The 14,783-nt window shown below is 61.0% G+C and carries 19 protein-coding genes; 8 read left to right on the forward strand and 11 right to left on the reverse strand.

What is annotated here, in order from left to right; all coding sequences use genetic code 11:
• Nucleotides 1–37: 37 nt before the first annotated feature.
• Together OGM61_08845 and OGM61_08850 are read right to left on the reverse strand one after the other, a co-directional pair.
• Nucleotides 38–1,219 carry an ABC transporter substrate-binding protein gene (locus OGM61_08845; GenBank protein UYI83958.1) on the reverse strand — a complete coding sequence of 394 codons (1,182 nt, stop codon included), beginning with the start codon at nucleotides 1,217–1,219 and terminating at the stop codon, nucleotides 38–40.
• 164 nt (nucleotides 1,220–1,383) lie between these two features.
• Nucleotides 1,384–2,583, reverse strand: a complete 1,200-nt coding sequence (locus tag OGM61_08850) for a nucleotidyltransferase family protein (GenBank protein ID UYI83959.1) — start codon at nucleotides 2,581–2,583, stop codon at nucleotides 1,384–1,386.
• 126 nt (nucleotides 2,584–2,709) lie between these two features.
• Here OGM61_08850 and OGM61_08855 point away from each other — a divergent pair, with 126 nt between their 5' ends.
• Complete coding sequence (locus tag OGM61_08855; GenBank protein UYI83960.1) at nucleotides 2,710–3,909, forward strand: acetate kinase; 1,200 nt, start codon at nucleotides 2,710–2,712, stop codon at nucleotides 3,907–3,909.
• 32 nt (nucleotides 3,910–3,941) lie between these two features.
• Here the strand turns inward: OGM61_08855 and OGM61_08860 are convergent, their stop codons facing one another.
• Nucleotides 3,942–4,487, reverse strand: a complete 546-nt coding sequence (locus OGM61_08860; protein UYI83961.1) for a CDP-alcohol phosphatidyltransferase family protein — start codon at nucleotides 4,485–4,487, stop codon at nucleotides 3,942–3,944.
• A 205-nt stretch (nucleotides 4,488–4,692) separates the two neighbouring features.
• On the opposite strand from OGM61_08860, the gene rplU reads away from it, so the two are divergent.
• From rplU to obgE, 3 genes are all read left to right on the forward strand, one after another.
• A complete protein-coding gene (gene rplU, locus OGM61_08865; protein UYI83962.1) occupies nucleotides 4,693–5,007 on the forward strand; it encodes a 50S ribosomal protein L21 in 315 nt (104 codons plus the stop codon).
• Nucleotides 5,008–5,047: 40 nt separating this feature from the next.
• Nucleotides 5,048–5,311, forward strand: coding sequence for a 50S ribosomal protein L27 (rpmA, locus tag OGM61_08870; GenBank protein ID UYI83963.1), 264 nt, complete (start codon nucleotides 5,048–5,050; stop codon nucleotides 5,309–5,311).
• Nucleotides 5,312–5,392: 81 nt separating this feature from the next.
• Nucleotides 5,393–6,676 carry a GTPase ObgE gene (obgE, locus tag OGM61_08875; protein UYI83964.1) on the forward strand — a complete coding sequence of 428 codons (1,284 nt, stop codon included), beginning with the start codon at nucleotides 5,393–5,395 and terminating at the stop codon, nucleotides 6,674–6,676.
• A gap of 52 nt (nucleotides 6,677–6,728) precedes the next feature.
• Here the strand turns inward: obgE and OGM61_08880 are convergent, their stop codons facing one another.
• From OGM61_08880 to OGM61_08890, 3 genes are read right to left on the reverse strand one after another with little or no spacing between them, the layout of a single operon-like run.
• The gene (locus OGM61_08880) at nucleotides 6,729–7,571 is read right to left on the reverse strand and encodes a hypothetical protein (GenBank protein UYI83965.1); all 843 of its coding nucleotides are present in this window, start codon (nucleotides 7,569–7,571) and stop codon (nucleotides 6,729–6,731) included.
• 47 nt (nucleotides 7,572–7,618) lie between these two features.
• The gene (locus OGM61_08885) at nucleotides 7,619–8,272 is read right to left on the reverse strand and encodes a phosphoesterase (GenBank protein UYI83966.1); all 654 of its coding nucleotides are present in this window, start codon (nucleotides 8,270–8,272) and stop codon (nucleotides 7,619–7,621) included.
• A gap of 48 nt (nucleotides 8,273–8,320) precedes the next feature.
• Entirely contained in the window at nucleotides 8,321–8,743 is a 423-nt protein-coding gene (locus OGM61_08890) for a MarR family winged helix-turn-helix transcriptional regulator (GenBank protein ID UYI83967.1), read from the reverse strand.
• Between the two features lie 380 nt (nucleotides 8,744–9,123).
• Between OGM61_08890 and OGM61_08895 the strand changes: the two genes are divergently transcribed.
• A complete protein-coding gene (locus OGM61_08895; GenBank protein UYI83968.1) occupies nucleotides 9,124–10,047 on the forward strand; it encodes a hypothetical protein in 924 nt (307 codons plus the stop codon).
• Nucleotides 10,048–10,117: 70 nt separating this feature from the next.
• Entirely contained in the window at nucleotides 10,118–10,843 is a 726-nt protein-coding gene (locus tag OGM61_08900) for a class B sortase (protein UYI83969.1), read from the forward strand.
• A gap of 56 nt (nucleotides 10,844–10,899) precedes the next feature.
• Here OGM61_08900 and rplT read toward each other — a convergent pair whose 3' ends face one another.
• From rplT to infC, 3 genes are read right to left on the reverse strand one after another with little or no spacing between them, the layout of a single operon-like run.
• Nucleotides 10,900–11,256 (reverse strand): 50S ribosomal protein L20, encoded by a 357-nt coding sequence (gene rplT / locus OGM61_08905; GenBank protein ID UYI83970.1) that lies wholly within the window; start codon nucleotides 11,254–11,256, stop codon nucleotides 10,900–10,902.
• A gap of 30 nt (nucleotides 11,257–11,286) precedes the next feature.
• Nucleotides 11,287–11,484: a 50S ribosomal protein L35 gene (rpmI, locus tag OGM61_08910; GenBank protein ID UYI83971.1), complete on the reverse strand. Its 198-nt coding sequence runs from the start codon at nucleotides 11,482–11,484 to the stop codon at nucleotides 11,287–11,289.
• 25 nt (nucleotides 11,485–11,509) lie between these two features.
• Complete coding sequence (gene infC / locus OGM61_08915) at nucleotides 11,510–12,043, reverse strand: translation initiation factor IF-3 (GenBank protein UYI85582.1); 534 nt, start codon at nucleotides 12,041–12,043, stop codon at nucleotides 11,510–11,512.
• A 299-nt stretch (nucleotides 12,044–12,342) separates the two neighbouring features.
• On the opposite strand from infC, the gene OGM61_08920 reads away from it, so the two are divergent.
• Entirely contained in the window at nucleotides 12,343–12,735 is a 393-nt protein-coding gene (locus OGM61_08920) for a putative ABC transporter permease (protein UYI83972.1), read from the forward strand.
• Here OGM61_08920 and deoC read toward each other — a convergent pair.
• Nucleotides 12,729–13,469 carry a deoxyribose-phosphate aldolase gene (gene deoC, locus OGM61_08925; GenBank protein ID UYI83973.1) on the reverse strand — a complete coding sequence of 247 codons (741 nt, stop codon included), beginning with the start codon at nucleotides 13,467–13,469 and terminating at the stop codon, nucleotides 12,729–12,731. The genes OGM61_08920 and deoC overlap by 7 nt on opposite strands.
• 133 nt (nucleotides 13,470–13,602) lie before the next feature.
• On the opposite strand from deoC, the gene OGM61_08930 reads away from it, so the two are divergent.
• Nucleotides 13,603–14,226, forward strand: a complete 624-nt coding sequence (locus tag OGM61_08930) for a single-stranded DNA-binding protein (protein UYI83974.1) — start codon at nucleotides 13,603–13,605, stop codon at nucleotides 14,224–14,226.
• 143 nt (nucleotides 14,227–14,369) lie between these two features.
• Here OGM61_08930 and OGM61_08935 read toward each other — a convergent pair whose 3' ends face one another.
• A complete protein-coding gene (locus OGM61_08935) occupies nucleotides 14,370–14,735 on the reverse strand; it encodes a VOC family protein (GenBank protein ID UYI83975.1) in 366 nt (121 codons plus the stop codon).
• Between the last annotated feature and the right edge of the window lie 48 nt (nucleotides 14,736–14,783).

Below are 14,783 nucleotides of genomic sequence, written 5' to 3' on the forward strand. Positions count from 1 at the left end.
CCCCCCGGATTTTTGGATCTCAGACCGAGGCAGAAGCTCAGGAAGCCTTCTGCTGCGTCACGAACTTCCAGACGTTGGCGGCCGTGTCGATGGTCTTGATATAAGCGGTGTCGCGGATCGCGTCGCCGGTCTCGTCAAAGGCGATGTGGCCGGACACGCCGTCATAGGTCACGCCGGGCAGCGCTTCCATGACCTTGGCCGGATCGGTGGAACCGGCAGCCTTCAGCGCCTCGAGCGCAACATAATAAACGTCATAGCCCATGGCCGTCACTGCGGAGATGGTATCGTCGCCGCCGTTGGTGGTCTTGGCGTCGGCATTGCCGTTGATATAGGCCTTGATGCCGTCGTCGAAGGTCTTGTTGCCGCCTTCTGCGTAGAAGGTGGAAACGAACACCTGAACGTTGATGCCCTTGGCAGCCTGCAGGACCATGTTGTCATCCCACGTATCGGAGCCGAGGAACGGGATGCCGATGTTCAGGGAAGCCGCTTGGGAAACGAGCTGCGTGGAATACGCGATCGACACGGGTGCAAAGAACACGTCGCAGCCCTGATCCTTCGCCTTGTTCAGGTAGGAGCTGAAGTCGGAGTTGTCCTTCGGGAAGGAGTCAGTGACGACGGTGCCGCCGGCCTTCTCAAATGCCTGCTTGAAGAAGGTGACCAGGCCCTGGTCATACTCGTTGCCGTTCTCGCCGAGGCAGTAGGCCTTCTTGGCCTTGAGCTCGGAAGAAGCATAATTGGCAAGGACAGTGCCCTGGAACGGATCCAGGAAGCAGATGCGGAAGTAGTGGCTGTTGCCGGCCGTAACGTTCGGGTTCGTGCACGTCACGCCGATGGCCGGGATGCCGGCCTGCTTGAACGTGTCGGACGCGGCGATGGACACGCCGGAGCCGTAGGAACCGAGCACGAGGGAAACCTTCTCATTGACGAGCTTGGAAGCCGCCGAGACAGCCTTCGCAGAATCGGAACCGTTGTCGGAGTAGACGAGCTCGACCTTGTAGGTCTCGCCGCCGATCTCGACGGTCGGGGTCTCCTGGTTGGCATACTGCATGCCGAGCATTTCCTTCTTGCCGCCGGCGCCGGAGTCGCCGCTGGCGGGCTCGAACACGCCGATCTTAACGACCTTCTCGCCGTTGTCGGCCGTGCCCTTGTCGCCGCCGCCGCAAGCGCACAGCGCGAACACCATGACCAGAGCGAGCAGCAGAGCAATCGCTTTTTTCATTGTATTTCCTCCAATCATTTCTTCTCCGGGCGCTGTCCGCAGCGCGCGGACAAATGTCCTTCAAATGAATATGACGGCATTATACTATCTTTTTGCAAGAAATGCAATATCAATTTCACAAAATATTCATATCAAAATTTCGAATACTTTGCGCACTCTGCCGGTCACAGCACGAACGGGCTCGCACGCCAGTCGCCGCCGCAGCGGCGCTCCTCTCTGGCAGGGCAGCCGAGCACGTAGAGATCGTGCGCATCCGCCGTCAGGGCAAATATTTCTCCGGCTGCGCCCGGCAGGTTCCGTCCGGCGGCCGGCTTCGTGATGACCGGCGCCGCCGTGCGCGCGTCGATCGCGCGCAGCAGCTCCCTGCCCTGCGCGCCGATGGCCAGTACACGCGCATACGGCGGCGTGCCGGCGTCCATGCCGGCAGTGACGCCGAGGGCCGCGCACATCGTCATGCGCCGGATGCGCGAGAGCGCGTAGCGCTTGGACTTTGCAGCCGCGAGCACGCCGTCGAGCGTCGGCTCCTCGTGCGCGGCGCGGTACAGACCGTTGCCCAGCCCCTCGGACGCGCCGGGCAGCGCGTTGTAAGCCGTCTGCGGCAGCATCCGCAGGCGCGAGAGGATTGCGCTCTCCAGCGCCTCCGGCAGCACCGGCCCGCGACCGAGCGTCTTTTCCCGGGCACTGATCTCCGCCGCCGCCCTCGGCAGAAAGGCGGACACGTTCTCCCCTGCGCCGATGCGCGTGCGCAGCTCGCTCGCCGAGCGCACATTGCCCTCCGCCGGACGGTCATGCTGCGCGCCGGTGCGCAGGATCGTCAGCGGATGCAGATCAAGCCGCTGGTCAAAGATCGCCTTGAGATACTCCACGGCGAGGATGTTGTTCGGCGCCTGCAGCAGCTCTGCCAGCGCGCCCACGCGCCGCGCGACCGCCTGCTGCCGCGCCGCCGCAAACGGGATGCCGGCCTGCAGCTCGGCGCGCAGGTCTTCGCCCAGCAGCGGATCGAGCAGCGCCTCGGCCACCCGCTGCAGCGGCTCCAGCTCGCCGCACTCGCTGCCGAAGCCCAGATGCGTCACCACGCCGAGACTGCCCAGCAGCCCCACGGCGCCGCGGGCAAAGCCCTCCGCCGACGACAGCGCCCACGGCAGCGGCAGCTCCAGCACCAGATCCGCCCCGCAGCGGGCAGCGGCCTCCGCGCGCGCAAACTTCGCATACACCGCCGGGCTGCCGCGCTGCACAAAGTCGCCCGACATGACGCACACGACCGGGCAGTCCGCGCCCAGACGCGCGCGCGTCTGCTCGATGAGCCGTGCATGGCCGTTGTGAAACGGGTTATACTCCGCAACGATGCCGATGACATTTCCCATTTTTGCACCTTCTTTCGAAAAATACTTGCGTTTTCCACTGAAATGATTACAATAAGAGTGTTATGGCATCATAATACTGTGGTTTTGCGAAAATTACAATATTTCATATGAGAAAGGAATCTGACTATGAAAATTCTTGTCATCAATGCCGGCAGTTCTTCCCTGAAGTATCAGCTGATCGACATGGAGACCGAACACGTCCTGGCCAAGGGCCTGTGCGAGCGCATCGGCCTCGACGGCCATCTGAAGCACACCCCGCTCGTCGGCGGCAAACCCGTCTTTGACGAGGATCTGCCGATGCCCACGCACTCCGAAGCCATCGCCGCGGTCATCGACAAGCTGACCAGCGCCGAGTATGGTGTGGTCGCCTCCATGAAGGAGATCGACGCCGTCGGCCACCGCGTCGTCCACGGCGGCGAGAAGTTCGCCTGCTCCGTCAAGATCGACGACGCCGTCATGGCTGCCCTCGAGGAGTGCACGCCGTTCGCCCCGCTGCACAACCCCGCCAACATCACCGGCATCAACGCCTGCCGCGCCGTCATGGGCGACGACGTGCCGATGGTCGCCGTGTTTGACACCGCGTTCCACCAGACCATGCCCGGCAAGGCCTATATGTACGCCATTCCTTATGAATACTACCAGAACGACGGCATCCGCCGCTACGGCTTCCACGGCACGAGCCACCGCTACGTGTCCGCCCGCTGCGCCGAGCTCATGGGCAAGCCCATCGAAGAGCTCAAGCTCATCTCCTGCCACATGGGCAACGGCAGCTCCATCTGCGCGATCGACGGCGGCAAGTGCGTTGACACGTCCATGGGCTTCACCCCGCTGGTCGGCCTGCCGATGGGCACCCGCTGCGGCGATCTCGACGCCGGCGTCATCCAGTTCATCATGAACAAGTATGGCATCAGCATCGACGAGATGCTCAACATCCTCAACAAGAAGTCCGGCGTGCTCGGCGTCTCCGGCGTCAGCTCCGACTTCCGCGATCTCGATGCCGCCGCTGCCGAGGGCAACGACCGCGCGCAGCTCGCGCTCGACATGTTCCACTACTGGGTCGCCAAGGTCGTCGGCTCCTATGTCGCGGCCATGAACGGCGTCGACGCCATCATCTTCACCGCCGGCGTCGGCGAGAACAGCAAGTCCTCCCGCGCCGCCATCGCCGAGTACTTCGGCTATCTGGGCGTGAAGATCGACCCGGTCGCCAACAGCAAGCGCGGCGAAGACATCATGATCTCCACCCCCGACTCCAAGGTCAAGGTGTTCGTCATCCCGACGAACGAGGAGCTCGTCATCGCCCGCGACACGAAGGCCATCTGCGGCTGAGTTTCCCGGGACGCAAAACCACGGCGCTGATTTCAGCGCCGTGGTTTTTCTATCCATAGCAGGCCGCGCACATCGGGGGCCGGCGTCCAGGCGCGCAGCACCAGCACCAGCTCTTCCAGTGCGGAAAGCCCGGCGGCGGCCGCCGCAAGCCACGCGGCCGTTCCCTGCCCCAGCAGCACCGCAAGCACCGGATAGCCGACCAGCACGACGCCTGCTGCTCTATTTAATGTTGTATACAGGGACACAAACGTGCGGAATTTATAAAACCCGGCGGCATAGGTCACACTACGGATGAGCAGCACTGCGCCCGCCGCGTACAGCAGCCAGCACGCCAACTGCCGCGCGCGCAGCAGCGCCGCCGTGAGTGCGAGCAGGAACGCAATGTCCGCCGCGCTGTCGAGTCTTGCCCCGCCGTCGCTCTGCACCCCAAAGCGCCGCGCGAGCAGACCGTCCAGCACGTCACTGACCGCGCCGAGACCATACGCCGCCCAGAACCACGCCGAACCCGGCGCCGCAAGCACCAGAATGAGCGCAAATACAAAGCGCGTGCAGGTAATGGCATTGACCAGGCGCTTCATCGCACCGCCCTCTCTCGCTGCCACTTTACCATATCCGCCGCAAAATTGCGATCCCCGCGAAAAACTTCGCCATGTCCCGGGAAAAACCGTTGACAAAACCTGTCCGGAATGATAAACTGTCAAGGCCGCATTGAGTGGGTACCAAGCGGAGGTGCGCCTCCCGCCCACAAGAGCGAGACTCTACAGAGAGGCAGGTGCAACGAGTTTGAAGCACGCTATCATCGTTACCGGCGGTAAGCAGTACCGCGTGGCTGAGGGCGACGTCATCTTCGTCGAGAAGCTGGATGTCGAGGCCGGCGAGACTGTGAAGTTTGACCGCGTTCTGGCTGTCATCGACGAGGACAAGGCTGTTTTCGGCACCCCCGTGGTGGAAAACGCCGTCGTTTCCGGCAATGTCGTCAAAAACGGCAAGAGCAAGAAGATCCGCGTCTACAAGATGAAGCCGAAAAAAGGCTATCGCAGAACACAGGGCCACAGACAGCCCTACACCAAGGTCGAGATCACGAAGATCGAGGCCTGATTTCCGCAACTGATTTTGACACATGGAGGTGTAATTCGAAATGGCACATAAAAAAGGCATGGGTTCCACCAAGAACGGCCGCGACAGTGAGTCGAAGCGCCTTGGCCCCAAGAGAGCCGACGGTCAGTTTGTTCTGGCCGGCAACATCCTCGTCAGACAGCGCGGAACGAAGATCCACCCCGGCATCAACGTCGGCAAGGGTAAGGACGACACGCTCTTCGCCCTCGTGGACGGCGTCGTGAAGTTCGAGCGCAAGGACAAGGATCGCAAGCAGGTCTCTGTTTACGAGGAGATCGCACAGTAATCGCAAACGGGGTGGGCATCGCGCCCGCCCCGTTTTTCTATCCCCCGCCGGGCTGCCCGGCAACGAAAGTGAGGAATGACCATGGCTTCGCCATTTGTTGATAAAGTGACCATCACCGTGCGCGCGGGCGACGGCGGCAACGGCGCAGTGACCTTCCACCGCGAGAAATATGTGGCCGCCGGCGGCCCGGACGGCGGCGACGGCGGGCGCGGCGGCGACATCATCTTTGAAGTGGACGACAACATGTCCACGCTCATGGACTTTCGCTACAAGCGCAAATATGTGGCCGCCAACGGTGCCGACGGTCAGGGCAAGCGCTGCTCCGGCCGCGTGGGCCAGAGTCTGCACATCCGCGTGCCGCGCGGCACCCTGCTGCGCGACGCGGACAGCGGCGCGATCATGCACGACATGTCCTCGGGCGAGCCGTTCGTGGCCGCGCGCGGCGGGCGCGGCGGCTGGGGCAACCAGCACTTTGCCACCCCGACGCGGCAGGTGCCGCGCTTTGCCAAACCCGGCCTACCGGGCGAGAGCCACACGATCCTGCTCGAGCTGAAGCTGCTGGCGGACGTGGGCCTCGTCGGCTTCCCGAATGTGGGCAAGAGCACGCTGCTGTCCGTGGTGTCGAAGGCGCACCCGAAGATCGCAAACTACCACTTCACGACCCTCTTCCCCAAACTGGGCGTCGTGTACGTGTCGGAGGGTTCGTCGTTCGTCATGGCGGACATTCCGGGCATCATCGAGGGCGCGAGCGACGGTGCCGGCCTCGGCCACGACTTCCTGCGCCACATCGACCGCTGCCGCCTGCTCGTGCATCTGGTGGACGTCTCCGGCAGCGAGGGGCGCGACCCGGTCGAGGACTTTGAGGCCATCAACGCCGAGCTGCGCGCCTACAGCGACGTGCTGGCCTCGCGCACGCAGATCGTCGCCGCCAACAAATGCGACCTGCTCGGCGACGACCGCACGAACATCGACCGCCTGCGCGCACACGTCGAGGCGCAGGGCTACGAATTCTTTGAGATGAGCGCTGCCGCCCACACCGGCACGCGCGAGCTCATTCAGGCATGCGCGGCCAAGCTCGCCGAGATCCCGCCGATGCCGCCGTACGAGGCCGACTACGTCCCGCCCGAGCCGGAGGTCGGCACGAGCGACGAGCTGCAGATCCGCCACTTTGACGATCTCTGGGTCGTCGAAGGGCCGTGGCTGCAGCGGCTCATGAGCTCGATCAACTTCGGCGACTACGAATCGCGCATGTACTTTGACCGCGTGCTGCGCCAGTCCGGCCTGTTCGACCGGCTCGAGGCCATGGGCATCGAGGAAGGCGACACGGTGAGCATCTACGATCTCGATTTTGAGTTCCGCTTCTGACCCAAACAAGCAATCCCCGCCGGACGCAGGCTGCGTCCGGCGGGGATTGCTTTTATTTTGTCGCTTCCGGCTTTTGCTCCGGTTCGCGCTCCGCCTTCGGCTCCTCCGGCAGGACCACCGGCACGAACTGCTTGGCGATCTTGTTGTTGCCGGACTTGGCGCTGAAGTAGCCGATAACGCTGAACGTGAGCGCACCGACAAAGTTGACAAACAGGTCCTGCATCGTATCATACAGGCCCACATCCAGATAGCCGCCAAGACCGAGCGATTTGCCATTGATGGCCACGTCCGTGATGTTGTCCACCAGGATGGGAATATTGCTGTTCGTCGGGTCGAGCGTCACGGAGGCGAAGGAGTGGATGATCATGTCCTTCTGCATGTCCATGTGGAACAGGTAGTCCATCGAAAACTCGAAAAACTCCCACAGCACGCCGACCGTCATGGAAAAGCAGAACGCCACCAGCGCCAGAAACACCGGCGAGAGCTTGAAGTGCTGCGGCTTGTTGCGGTTGAGCAGATCCACCATGGCAAAGCCGAACGCCGCGCTGATGAAGCCCGTCGTCGTGTGCAGCATGGAGTCCCAGTGCGGGTAGGTGATGAAATAGCTCTTGAGCTCGCCGAGGATCTCTGCCGCGAAAATGAAGACCAGGATAATGATCTCCAGCGTGCTCGGCAGCTCGATGCGGAAGTTGCGCTCCACGAACCTCGGCAGCATGAACAAAATCAGCACCAGCACGCACACGAACGTGCTCTCATAGTTCTTATGGATGATCGTCATGACCATGACGCCGATAACGATCAGACGCAGGATCCAGTAGACGGCCACGACTGCCGGCTTCGGTTTGTATTTCTGGTTTTCCTGCTCCATCTTTTTCAGGATCTTCGGGTCACTCATATTTCTCCTCTTTATCCTCGTCTATCTGTTTCTCTGTTTGGTTTCTCTCAGGCTGTGGCCGTCGGCTGACGCCGGTCCACGATCCGGCGCGCCGCGACATAGATGATCAGGTACAGCACCAGCGACAGCGCGAGCGCCGCAAACACGTCCAGAATGGAGTGCTGCTTGACAAACACCGTCGCCGCGCAGATCGCAGCGGCGATGATGACCGCCGGGATGCGCACCTTTTTTAAATACTTACTGTCGAACGTCACGGCCAGCACGGCCATACAGCCGACCACGTGCATACTCGGCAGGACGTTCGTCGGCGTGTCGGCCGAATAGATCGCATTGACCAGCCAGCCGCACAGCGTGCTCGTGTCCACCACGGACGGGCGCAGGAGCTGGCAGTTCGGCCAGATCATGCAGATCGTCAGCGAGATGGAAAAGCCCGCAATGATAAACGCCGCATAGCGGATGAACGCGCGGCGATCGTCTTTGAGCAGCGTCACAACGACCGGGACGATCAAAAACGGATACCAGAGCACATACGCCAGAATGAACCCCGGCAGAAAGGGGATCTTGTCGTCCAGCGGCAGATAGGATACAAAGCAGCCCTCCGTCGAAGGCACCATGCGCTCGACCAGCGCAAACCAGATCAGATAAATGGGCAAATACAGCACCAACAGAACATATTTATGTTCCTGAATATATTTCTTCATTAAACTGTCTCCTTATACATCCTGCATCGAAACACCCGCGCACACCGTTCAGGCGCTTGCCTCGATCTCCGTGATGCGCCCCAGCAGGCGGATCAGTTCGCGGGAATCCTGCTCACCCAGCTGCTCGAGAACGCGCTGCACGTGCGCACACAATGTCGTGTGCATCTGTTCCGCCGTCTGGCGGCCAAGCTCCGTCAGGTGCACAACGACGCGGCGCCGGTCATAGCTGTCGGCACAGCGGCGCAGCATCCCCTTTTCCTCCAGCGCGCGCAGCATGGCCGCCGTGCGCGGCGCGCTCACGCCCAGGACCTCCCGCAGCACGCCCGGCGTACTGCACCCGCCGTGCTCATCGAGGTAGCTCAGCAGGAAGTTTTCGCCCTTCAGGTGCTCCTGCACACTCTGCGGTATGCAGGACCGGTTCAAAGAAGTAACCGTCAGCAGCAATTCCTCAGTCAGTCGCTGCAATTGCATGAACCATCCTCCTTTTGTTAACCCCGTTAATCAGCATTTCGTAATGTTAACACTCCGCCCGGCGATTGTCAAACCTAATTTATGGGATTTCTGCGCTTTTGATCCGATGCTTTTTTTCACTCGCTGCACCACTGCCGGACACATGGCGCCGCTCTGTGAAAAAAATGCGCAAACGGGAAAAAATTTGGCACATTTGCAAAATGATGCAACATTTTCCGCGTCTCATGCATTATAGTTATTGACGAGCGTTTATCAATGTGCTATTTTATGAATAGACTGTAAACAATGCAATTTTCACCCACAGCAACCGTTCCCAACGCACTCCCTCGCGATCTCTTTTTATCGATCACCAGCTAATGTGAAAGGCGGATGTAATCAACATGAAAAAAGCAACTCATCGCAAGCAGGCACTCATGATTGCCATCTTCTTGCTGGCATTCACGCTGTCGCTGTTTTCGTTCGGCACGACCCCGGCGGCGGCCGGCGACGTGGCGGGCGTGAGCACGCACCTGTTTTTGACAGTCTTGCGCGACTATGACCACGATGCGTCCTTCTCCGTGACCTACACGGACGCGCTCGGCACGCACACGAAGCCCTATCATGCCGGCATGGAAGTGACGGCGTGGTCCCCCGTGACCATCACCTGCACCAACCACCATGTCCACGACTGGAGCATTGATGCGGATGTGCAGGAGGCCACCATCGTCGGCGTCGGCGGGATCACCTACCCCGGCGGCACGGGCATCCATGTCAAGGGCACGAATACCATCAAGGCGTTTGCCACGAACTTCGGTCTGCACTACATCAATATCGTTGTCATCCTCGGCGAGGGCAATGATAACGGCGGCGACAACGGCGGCGATAACGGCGGCGACAACGGCGGCGACAACGGCGGCAACAACGGCGGCGATAACGGCGGCAACAACGGCGGCGATAACGGCGGCGATAACGGCGGCGGCAACAACGGCGGCGATAACGGCGGCGATAACGGCGGCGGCGATAACGGCGGCGGCAACAACGGCGGCGGCGATAACGGCGGCGGCGATAACGGCAACGGCACCGACCCCAACAATCCGGACGGGAATGGCCCGGATGGCAACAATCCGGACGGCAACAATCCGGACGGCAATAATCCGGACGGCAACAATCCGGACGGCAATAATCCGGATGGCAGCAAGTCGAACACCCCCAAGACCGGCGACACACGTCTGATCTGGCTGGTCATTGCGCTGGCAGTGATCTTCGTGGCGACCTTCGCTGCGACCTACTACAACCGCAGGAAGAGCAAGCACCACGGCGCCTGATCTTCACTCTCATGCAGTTAAAATGGGCAGCGTCAAATGACACTGCCCATTTTCTTATCAGGAGTTTTGTATGAAAAAAACCGTTCTCATCGTGATCCGCGTCGTCTGCATTGTCGGATTCTTGGTCTGCGTTGGCGTGCTCGGCTGGTACTGGCACAGTGACCGCAGCGACCGCGCTGTCGCAGAGGCGCTCGCCGCCGCGCATGACGCAGCCAGTGCGGAGGCCATGGAGCAGGTGCGTGCAGTTGCCGCCGACAATGCGGATACGATCGGCTGGCTGCGGATCGACGGCACCAACATCAACAACGTCGTCATGTTTGCCCCCGACACGCCGGGCAAGTACCTGCACATGGACTTCTACGGCAAGTGGTCGTACCGCGGCACGCTGTATGTCGCCGAAAACTGCGATGTGCGCACGGCGGACAACATCCTCATCTACGGGCACCACATGAAAGACGGCAGCATGTTCGGCTCGCTGATCTCCTACAAGGATGCGGCATTTCGCGCTGCGCACCCGATCGTGCAGTTTGACACGCTCTACGCCTCCCATTCGTATGAGGTCGTGGCCGCGATCGAAACGGAAATCCCCGCTGAGGGCTCTGACGCCTTTCGATATTATGACTGCATCGGCACGGACCCGGAGCAGTTTGCACAGTACTGCACGTTTATCGAACAAAACCGGTGCTATGACACCGGCATCACGATCCAGCCCGGCGACCGGCTGCTCACGCTGTCCACCTGTGCCTACCACACGGCGAACGGCCGCTTTCTGGTCGTGGCGCGGCAGGTCGACTGAAGAACATACAAAAACCCCGCCATCCGGTCGGATGGCGGGGTTTTTAACTTAGAAACTCAGTTCAGGGCAGCCTTCGCCTGCTCGCACAGAGCGGTGAACGCAGCGGAGTCATGAATCGCAGTCTCGGAGAGCATCTTGCGGTTCATGTCGATGCCGGCCAGCTTCAGGCCGTGCATAAAGGTGGAGTAGTTCATGCCGTTGGCTTTGCAGCCGGCGCTGATACGGGTGATCCACAGCTGACGGAAGTCTCTCTTCTTCTGCTTGCGGCCGACGTAAGCGTAGCGGCCGGACTTCATCATCTGCTGGTTGGCCATCTTATAGTGGCGGGACTTGTTGCCCCAGTAGCCCTTGGCCAGGCCGAGGATCTTTTTTCTATGTTTGCGCGTCATCATCGCGCCCTTAACTCTTGCCATTGTTGTTTCCTCCTATTGTGCGGTCAATCCTTATTTATAAGGAATCATTTTTCTGATGGTCGCTTCGGTAGTCGCATCCGCATAAGTGGTGGAACGCAGACGACGGCAGCGCTTGGTATCCTTCTTGGTAAGAATGTGGCTCTTGAACGCATGGGCACGCTTGACCTTGCCGTTCTTGGTGAGATTGAATCTCTTCTTCGCGCCACTGTGAGATTTCAGTTTGGGCATTGTATTTTCTCCTTCCTTGGTTTGCTTACTTCTTATTATTGGTGTTCTGCGGCTTTGGCGACAGGAACATGGACATATTGCGTCCCTCCAGCTTGGGCTGCTTGTCGAGGTTGGCAATGTCCGCGCACTTGGCGGCAAAGTCACGCAGGAGCTGTTCACCGATATTGGTGTGCGCCATTTCACGGCCGCGGAAGCGGATCGTCACCTTCAGGCGGTCGCCGCCCTGCAGGAACTTCTGGCCGTTTTTCAGCTTGGTGTTGAAGTCGTTCTCGCCGATGCCGGGCGACATGCGGATCTCCTTGACTTCGATCACATGCTGATTTTTTCTGGCTTCCTTCTCGCGCTTGGCCTGCTCGAAACGGTACTTGCCGTAGTCCATGATCTTGCAGACCGGTGGGTTGGAACCCGGAGCGATCTTCACGAGGTCGAGGTCCTTCCCCTCGGCGATCTCCAGCGCAGCGGCCGAGGACATGATGCCCAGCTGAGCGCCGTCAGCGCCGATGACGCGGACTTCCTTATCGCGGATCTCTTCGTTGATCTGATAGTTTGCAGTTGCGATACGAACACACCTCCATTGGTTGCATCGGGAGCGATCGCTCCGAGAACAAAAAAGCACGGATGCAAGACACATCCGCGCGCATAAAACACACATATCTCCCGGACGGGAGCGGGTTTTATTGACCGCGGACCGCCTTTGCGGCCGGGTGAGGCTGCCCAGAGGGCGCCCACTTTGTTGTCAGCTTTTATACTATAGCAGTCCCGGCACGGTCTGTCAAGGGTTTTCTGCGCCGGGCGAGCAAAAAATGCGGACTGAATCCCACCTTCCGGGGACATACTCCTCCACGGAGGCGAAGCCATATGAAAGTACTCGAATACGGCGGTGTGTTCACCGCCGGCGGACTGGGCTACGGCGGGCTGGAGCTGCTTTGGCGCGGCCGGACGCACTGGTCGATGCTGCTGTGCGGCGGCGTGTGCGCCGTGCTGATCTATCTGATCGCGGGGCGCGAGCGCACCGTGCTCTGGCGGCGCTGGACGCTGTGCGCGGCCGCCGTCACGACGGTGGAGTATTTCACCGGCGTGCTGGTCAACCTGCGCCTTGGCTGGAACGTCTGGAACTACGCAGACCGGCCGCTCAACGTCCTCGGGCAGATCTGCCCGCTGTATACCCTGTTCTGGTTTGGACTTGCCATCCCCGGCGTGTGGCTGGGGCGAACCGTGCGGCAAAAACTCGCCGCCCGGCAGACTCAGTAAGTGGTGTCCTGCTGTTCCGGCGTCTCTGGCTGTGCAGCCGCTTCCGGCTGCTGCGGCGCGGCCGCTGCCTCGGCAGCCTGCTGCTCCTGCGCCATGGCGATCTTCACGATGCGGCTGGTGCCGAGCCGGTCCGCGCCGAGGCGGATAAACTCCTCCGCGTCGGCAAGGCTTGCGATGCCGCCGGCGGCTTTGACCTTCACGTGCGGCGGGCAGCAGGTGCGCAGCAGGCGCACATCGTCCGCCGTGGCGCCGCCGGTGGAAAAGCCGGTGGAGGTCTTGATATAGTCGGCTCCGCTGTCGGACACGATGCGGCAGAGCATGCGCTTTTCCTCCTCGGTCAGCAGGCAGCACTCAATGATGACCTTGAGGATGCGGCCGCGGCTGACCTCACGCACGGCGCGGATATCGGCCGCGACATCGTCCCAGCAGCCGTCCTTGACCATGGCCAGATTGATGACCATGTCCACCTCATCGGCGCCGTTGCGGATGGCTTCCGCCGCCTCGAACGCCTTGACGGCCGGGGTGTTGTACCCATTCGGGAAGCCGATGACCGTGCAGATGCGCAGGCGGTCGCCGACATATTTCTTCGCCCCGGCGACATGGCACGGCGGGATGCACACGCTGGCGCAACCATAACGCATGCCCTGATCGCAGAGGGCGCGGATCTCCGCCGCGGTGGCATCCACGCGCAGGAGCGTGTGGTCGCAGCGGGAAAGAATCTCTCGAAGTTCCATGATCGTTCGTCCTTTCTGATGAGACACGAAAAATAGGTATTCTTATTATACCGCGTCCGGCCGCATTGCACAAGACGCATATTTTCCGCCGCCGGCACATAGGCTGTGTTACCCAACAAGAGAGGTGCAGCACATGGACGAACTGGAACAAAACAACTATGCCGAGCTCTGCGGCACGCTGGCAGCGCCGCCCGTGCTGTCGCACGAAAACCGGCAGGAGCGCTTTTTCACCTTCCCGCTCGAGACGCAGCGGCTGTCCGGCACGATCGACCGCGTGAACGTCGTCGTGCGCGAGCGGCTGCTGGCCGAGATGCCGCTGGAGGAATCGGCAAGGCTGTGCGTGATCGGCGACGTACGCTCGTTCAACAACCGCCGCGGGCCGGGCGCGAAGCTGGTCATCACGGTGTTCGCGCGCGACATTTCGCTCAGCGACGAGCCGTATGACCGCAACCTGATCCTGCTCAGCGGCACGCTCTGCAAGCCGCCGAACCTGCGCACGACGCCGATGGGCCGCGACATCTGCGACCTGATGCTGGCCGTGAACCGGCACTACGGCCGCAGCGACTACCTGCCGTGCATCACCTGGGGTGCGCGCGCGTGCGAGACCGCGCTCTGGGACGTGGGCACGCGCGTGTCCCTCGAAGGGCGGCTGCAAAGCCGCAGCTACATCAAGGTGCTGGACACCGGCGCCGTCGAGCGTACGGCGTTCGAGGTGTCCGTACTCGACATCTGCCGGCTGTCGCCGCCGGACGACTAAGCGCACATACCGGCCAACAAAGCGCGCCCCGCAGATTTTTCTGTGGGGCGCCGGTCATTGTATAGCGAAAACCACTCGCTAGGCGAGTGGTTTTCGCTATACAAAAAAACACAGGAGACGTTTTCCGTCTCCTGCGTGGGGATTCACTTTTCCGGCACGATCTCGATCCAGTACCCGTCCGGGTCCTCGATGAAGTAGATGCCCATGCCGGGATTTTCAAAGCAGATGCAGCCCATGGCCGCGTGCTTCGCGTGCGCGGCGTCCATGTCCGGCACGGAAAACGCGAGGTGAAACTCCCCCTCCCCGAGGTCATACGGCTGCGTGCGGCCGCGCAGACCGGTCAGCTCGAGCTGAAACGGCGAGTGCCCGTCGCCCAGAAACACAAGTCGGAACGAACCGTCGGCCGCATCCTTCGTGCGCACGGGCTCCAGCCCGAGGGCGTCATGATAAAAGCGCACGCTGCGCTCGAGATCGAGGACATTGAAATTAAAGTGATTGAAAGTAAACATACCGTGCCTCCCAAATACATTCTATCTGTCCCAAGTATAGCGGCTGCG

The sequence above is a fragment of the Clostridiales bacterium genome (assembly GCA_025757645.1).
In the GTDB taxonomy this organism is placed as follows: domain Bacteria; phylum Bacillota; class Clostridia; order Oscillospirales; family Oscillospiraceae; genus CAG-103.

Bases quoted from the DNA above. Each gene is read 5' to 3' on its own strand.
- OGM61_08845 (UYI83958.1), bottom strand. From the start codon at position 1,219: ATGAAAAAAGCGATTGCTCTGCTGCTCGCTCTGGTCATGGTGTTCGCG.
- OGM61_08850 (UYI83959.1), bottom strand. From the start codon at position 2,583: ATGGGAAATGTCATCGGCATCGTTGCGGAGTATAACCCGTTTCACAAC.
- OGM61_08855 (UYI83960.1), top strand. From the start codon at position 2,710: ATGAAAATTCTTGTCATCAATGCCGGCAGTTCTTCCCTGAAGTATCAG.
- OGM61_08860 (UYI83961.1), bottom strand. From the start codon at position 4,487: ATGAAGCGCCTGGTCAATGCCATTACCTGCACGCGCTTTGTATTTGCG.
- rpmA (UYI83963.1), top strand. From the start codon at position 5,048: ATGGCACATAAAAAAGGCATGGGTTCCACCAAGAACGGCCGCGACAGT.
- obgE (UYI83964.1), top strand. From the start codon at position 5,393: ATGGCTTCGCCATTTGTTGATAAAGTGACCATCACCGTGCGCGCGGGC.
- OGM61_08880 (UYI83965.1), bottom strand. From the start codon at position 7,571: ATGAGTGACCCGAAGATCCTGAAAAAGATGGAGCAGGAAAACCAGAAA.
- OGM61_08885 (UYI83966.1), bottom strand. From the start codon at position 8,272: ATGAAGAAATATATTCAGGAACATAAATATGTTCTGTTGGTGCTGTAT.
- OGM61_08890 (UYI83967.1), bottom strand. From the start codon at position 8,743: ATGCAATTGCAGCGACTGACTGAGGAATTGCTGCTGACGGTTACTTCT.
- OGM61_08895 (UYI83968.1), top strand. From the start codon at position 9,124: ATGAAAAAAGCAACTCATCGCAAGCAGGCACTCATGATTGCCATCTTC.
- OGM61_08900 (UYI83969.1), top strand. From the start codon at position 10,118: ATGAAAAAAACCGTTCTCATCGTGATCCGCGTCGTCTGCATTGTCGGA.
- rplT (UYI83970.1), bottom strand. From the start codon at position 11,256: ATGGCAAGAGTTAAGGGCGCGATGATGACGCGCAAACATAGAAAAAAG.
- rpmI (UYI83971.1), bottom strand. From the start codon at position 11,484: ATGCCCAAACTGAAATCTCACAGTGGCGCGAAGAAGAGATTCAATCTC.
- OGM61_08920 (UYI83972.1), top strand. From the start codon at position 12,343: ATGAAAGTACTCGAATACGGCGGTGTGTTCACCGCCGGCGGACTGGGC.
- deoC (UYI83973.1), bottom strand. From the start codon at position 13,469: ATGGAACTTCGAGAGATTCTTTCCCGCTGCGACCACACGCTCCTGCGC.
- OGM61_08930 (UYI83974.1), top strand. From the start codon at position 13,603: ATGGACGAACTGGAACAAAACAACTATGCCGAGCTCTGCGGCACGCTG.
- OGM61_08935 (UYI83975.1), bottom strand. From the start codon at position 14,735: ATGTTTACTTTCAATCACTTTAATTTCAATGTCCTCGATCTCGAGCGC.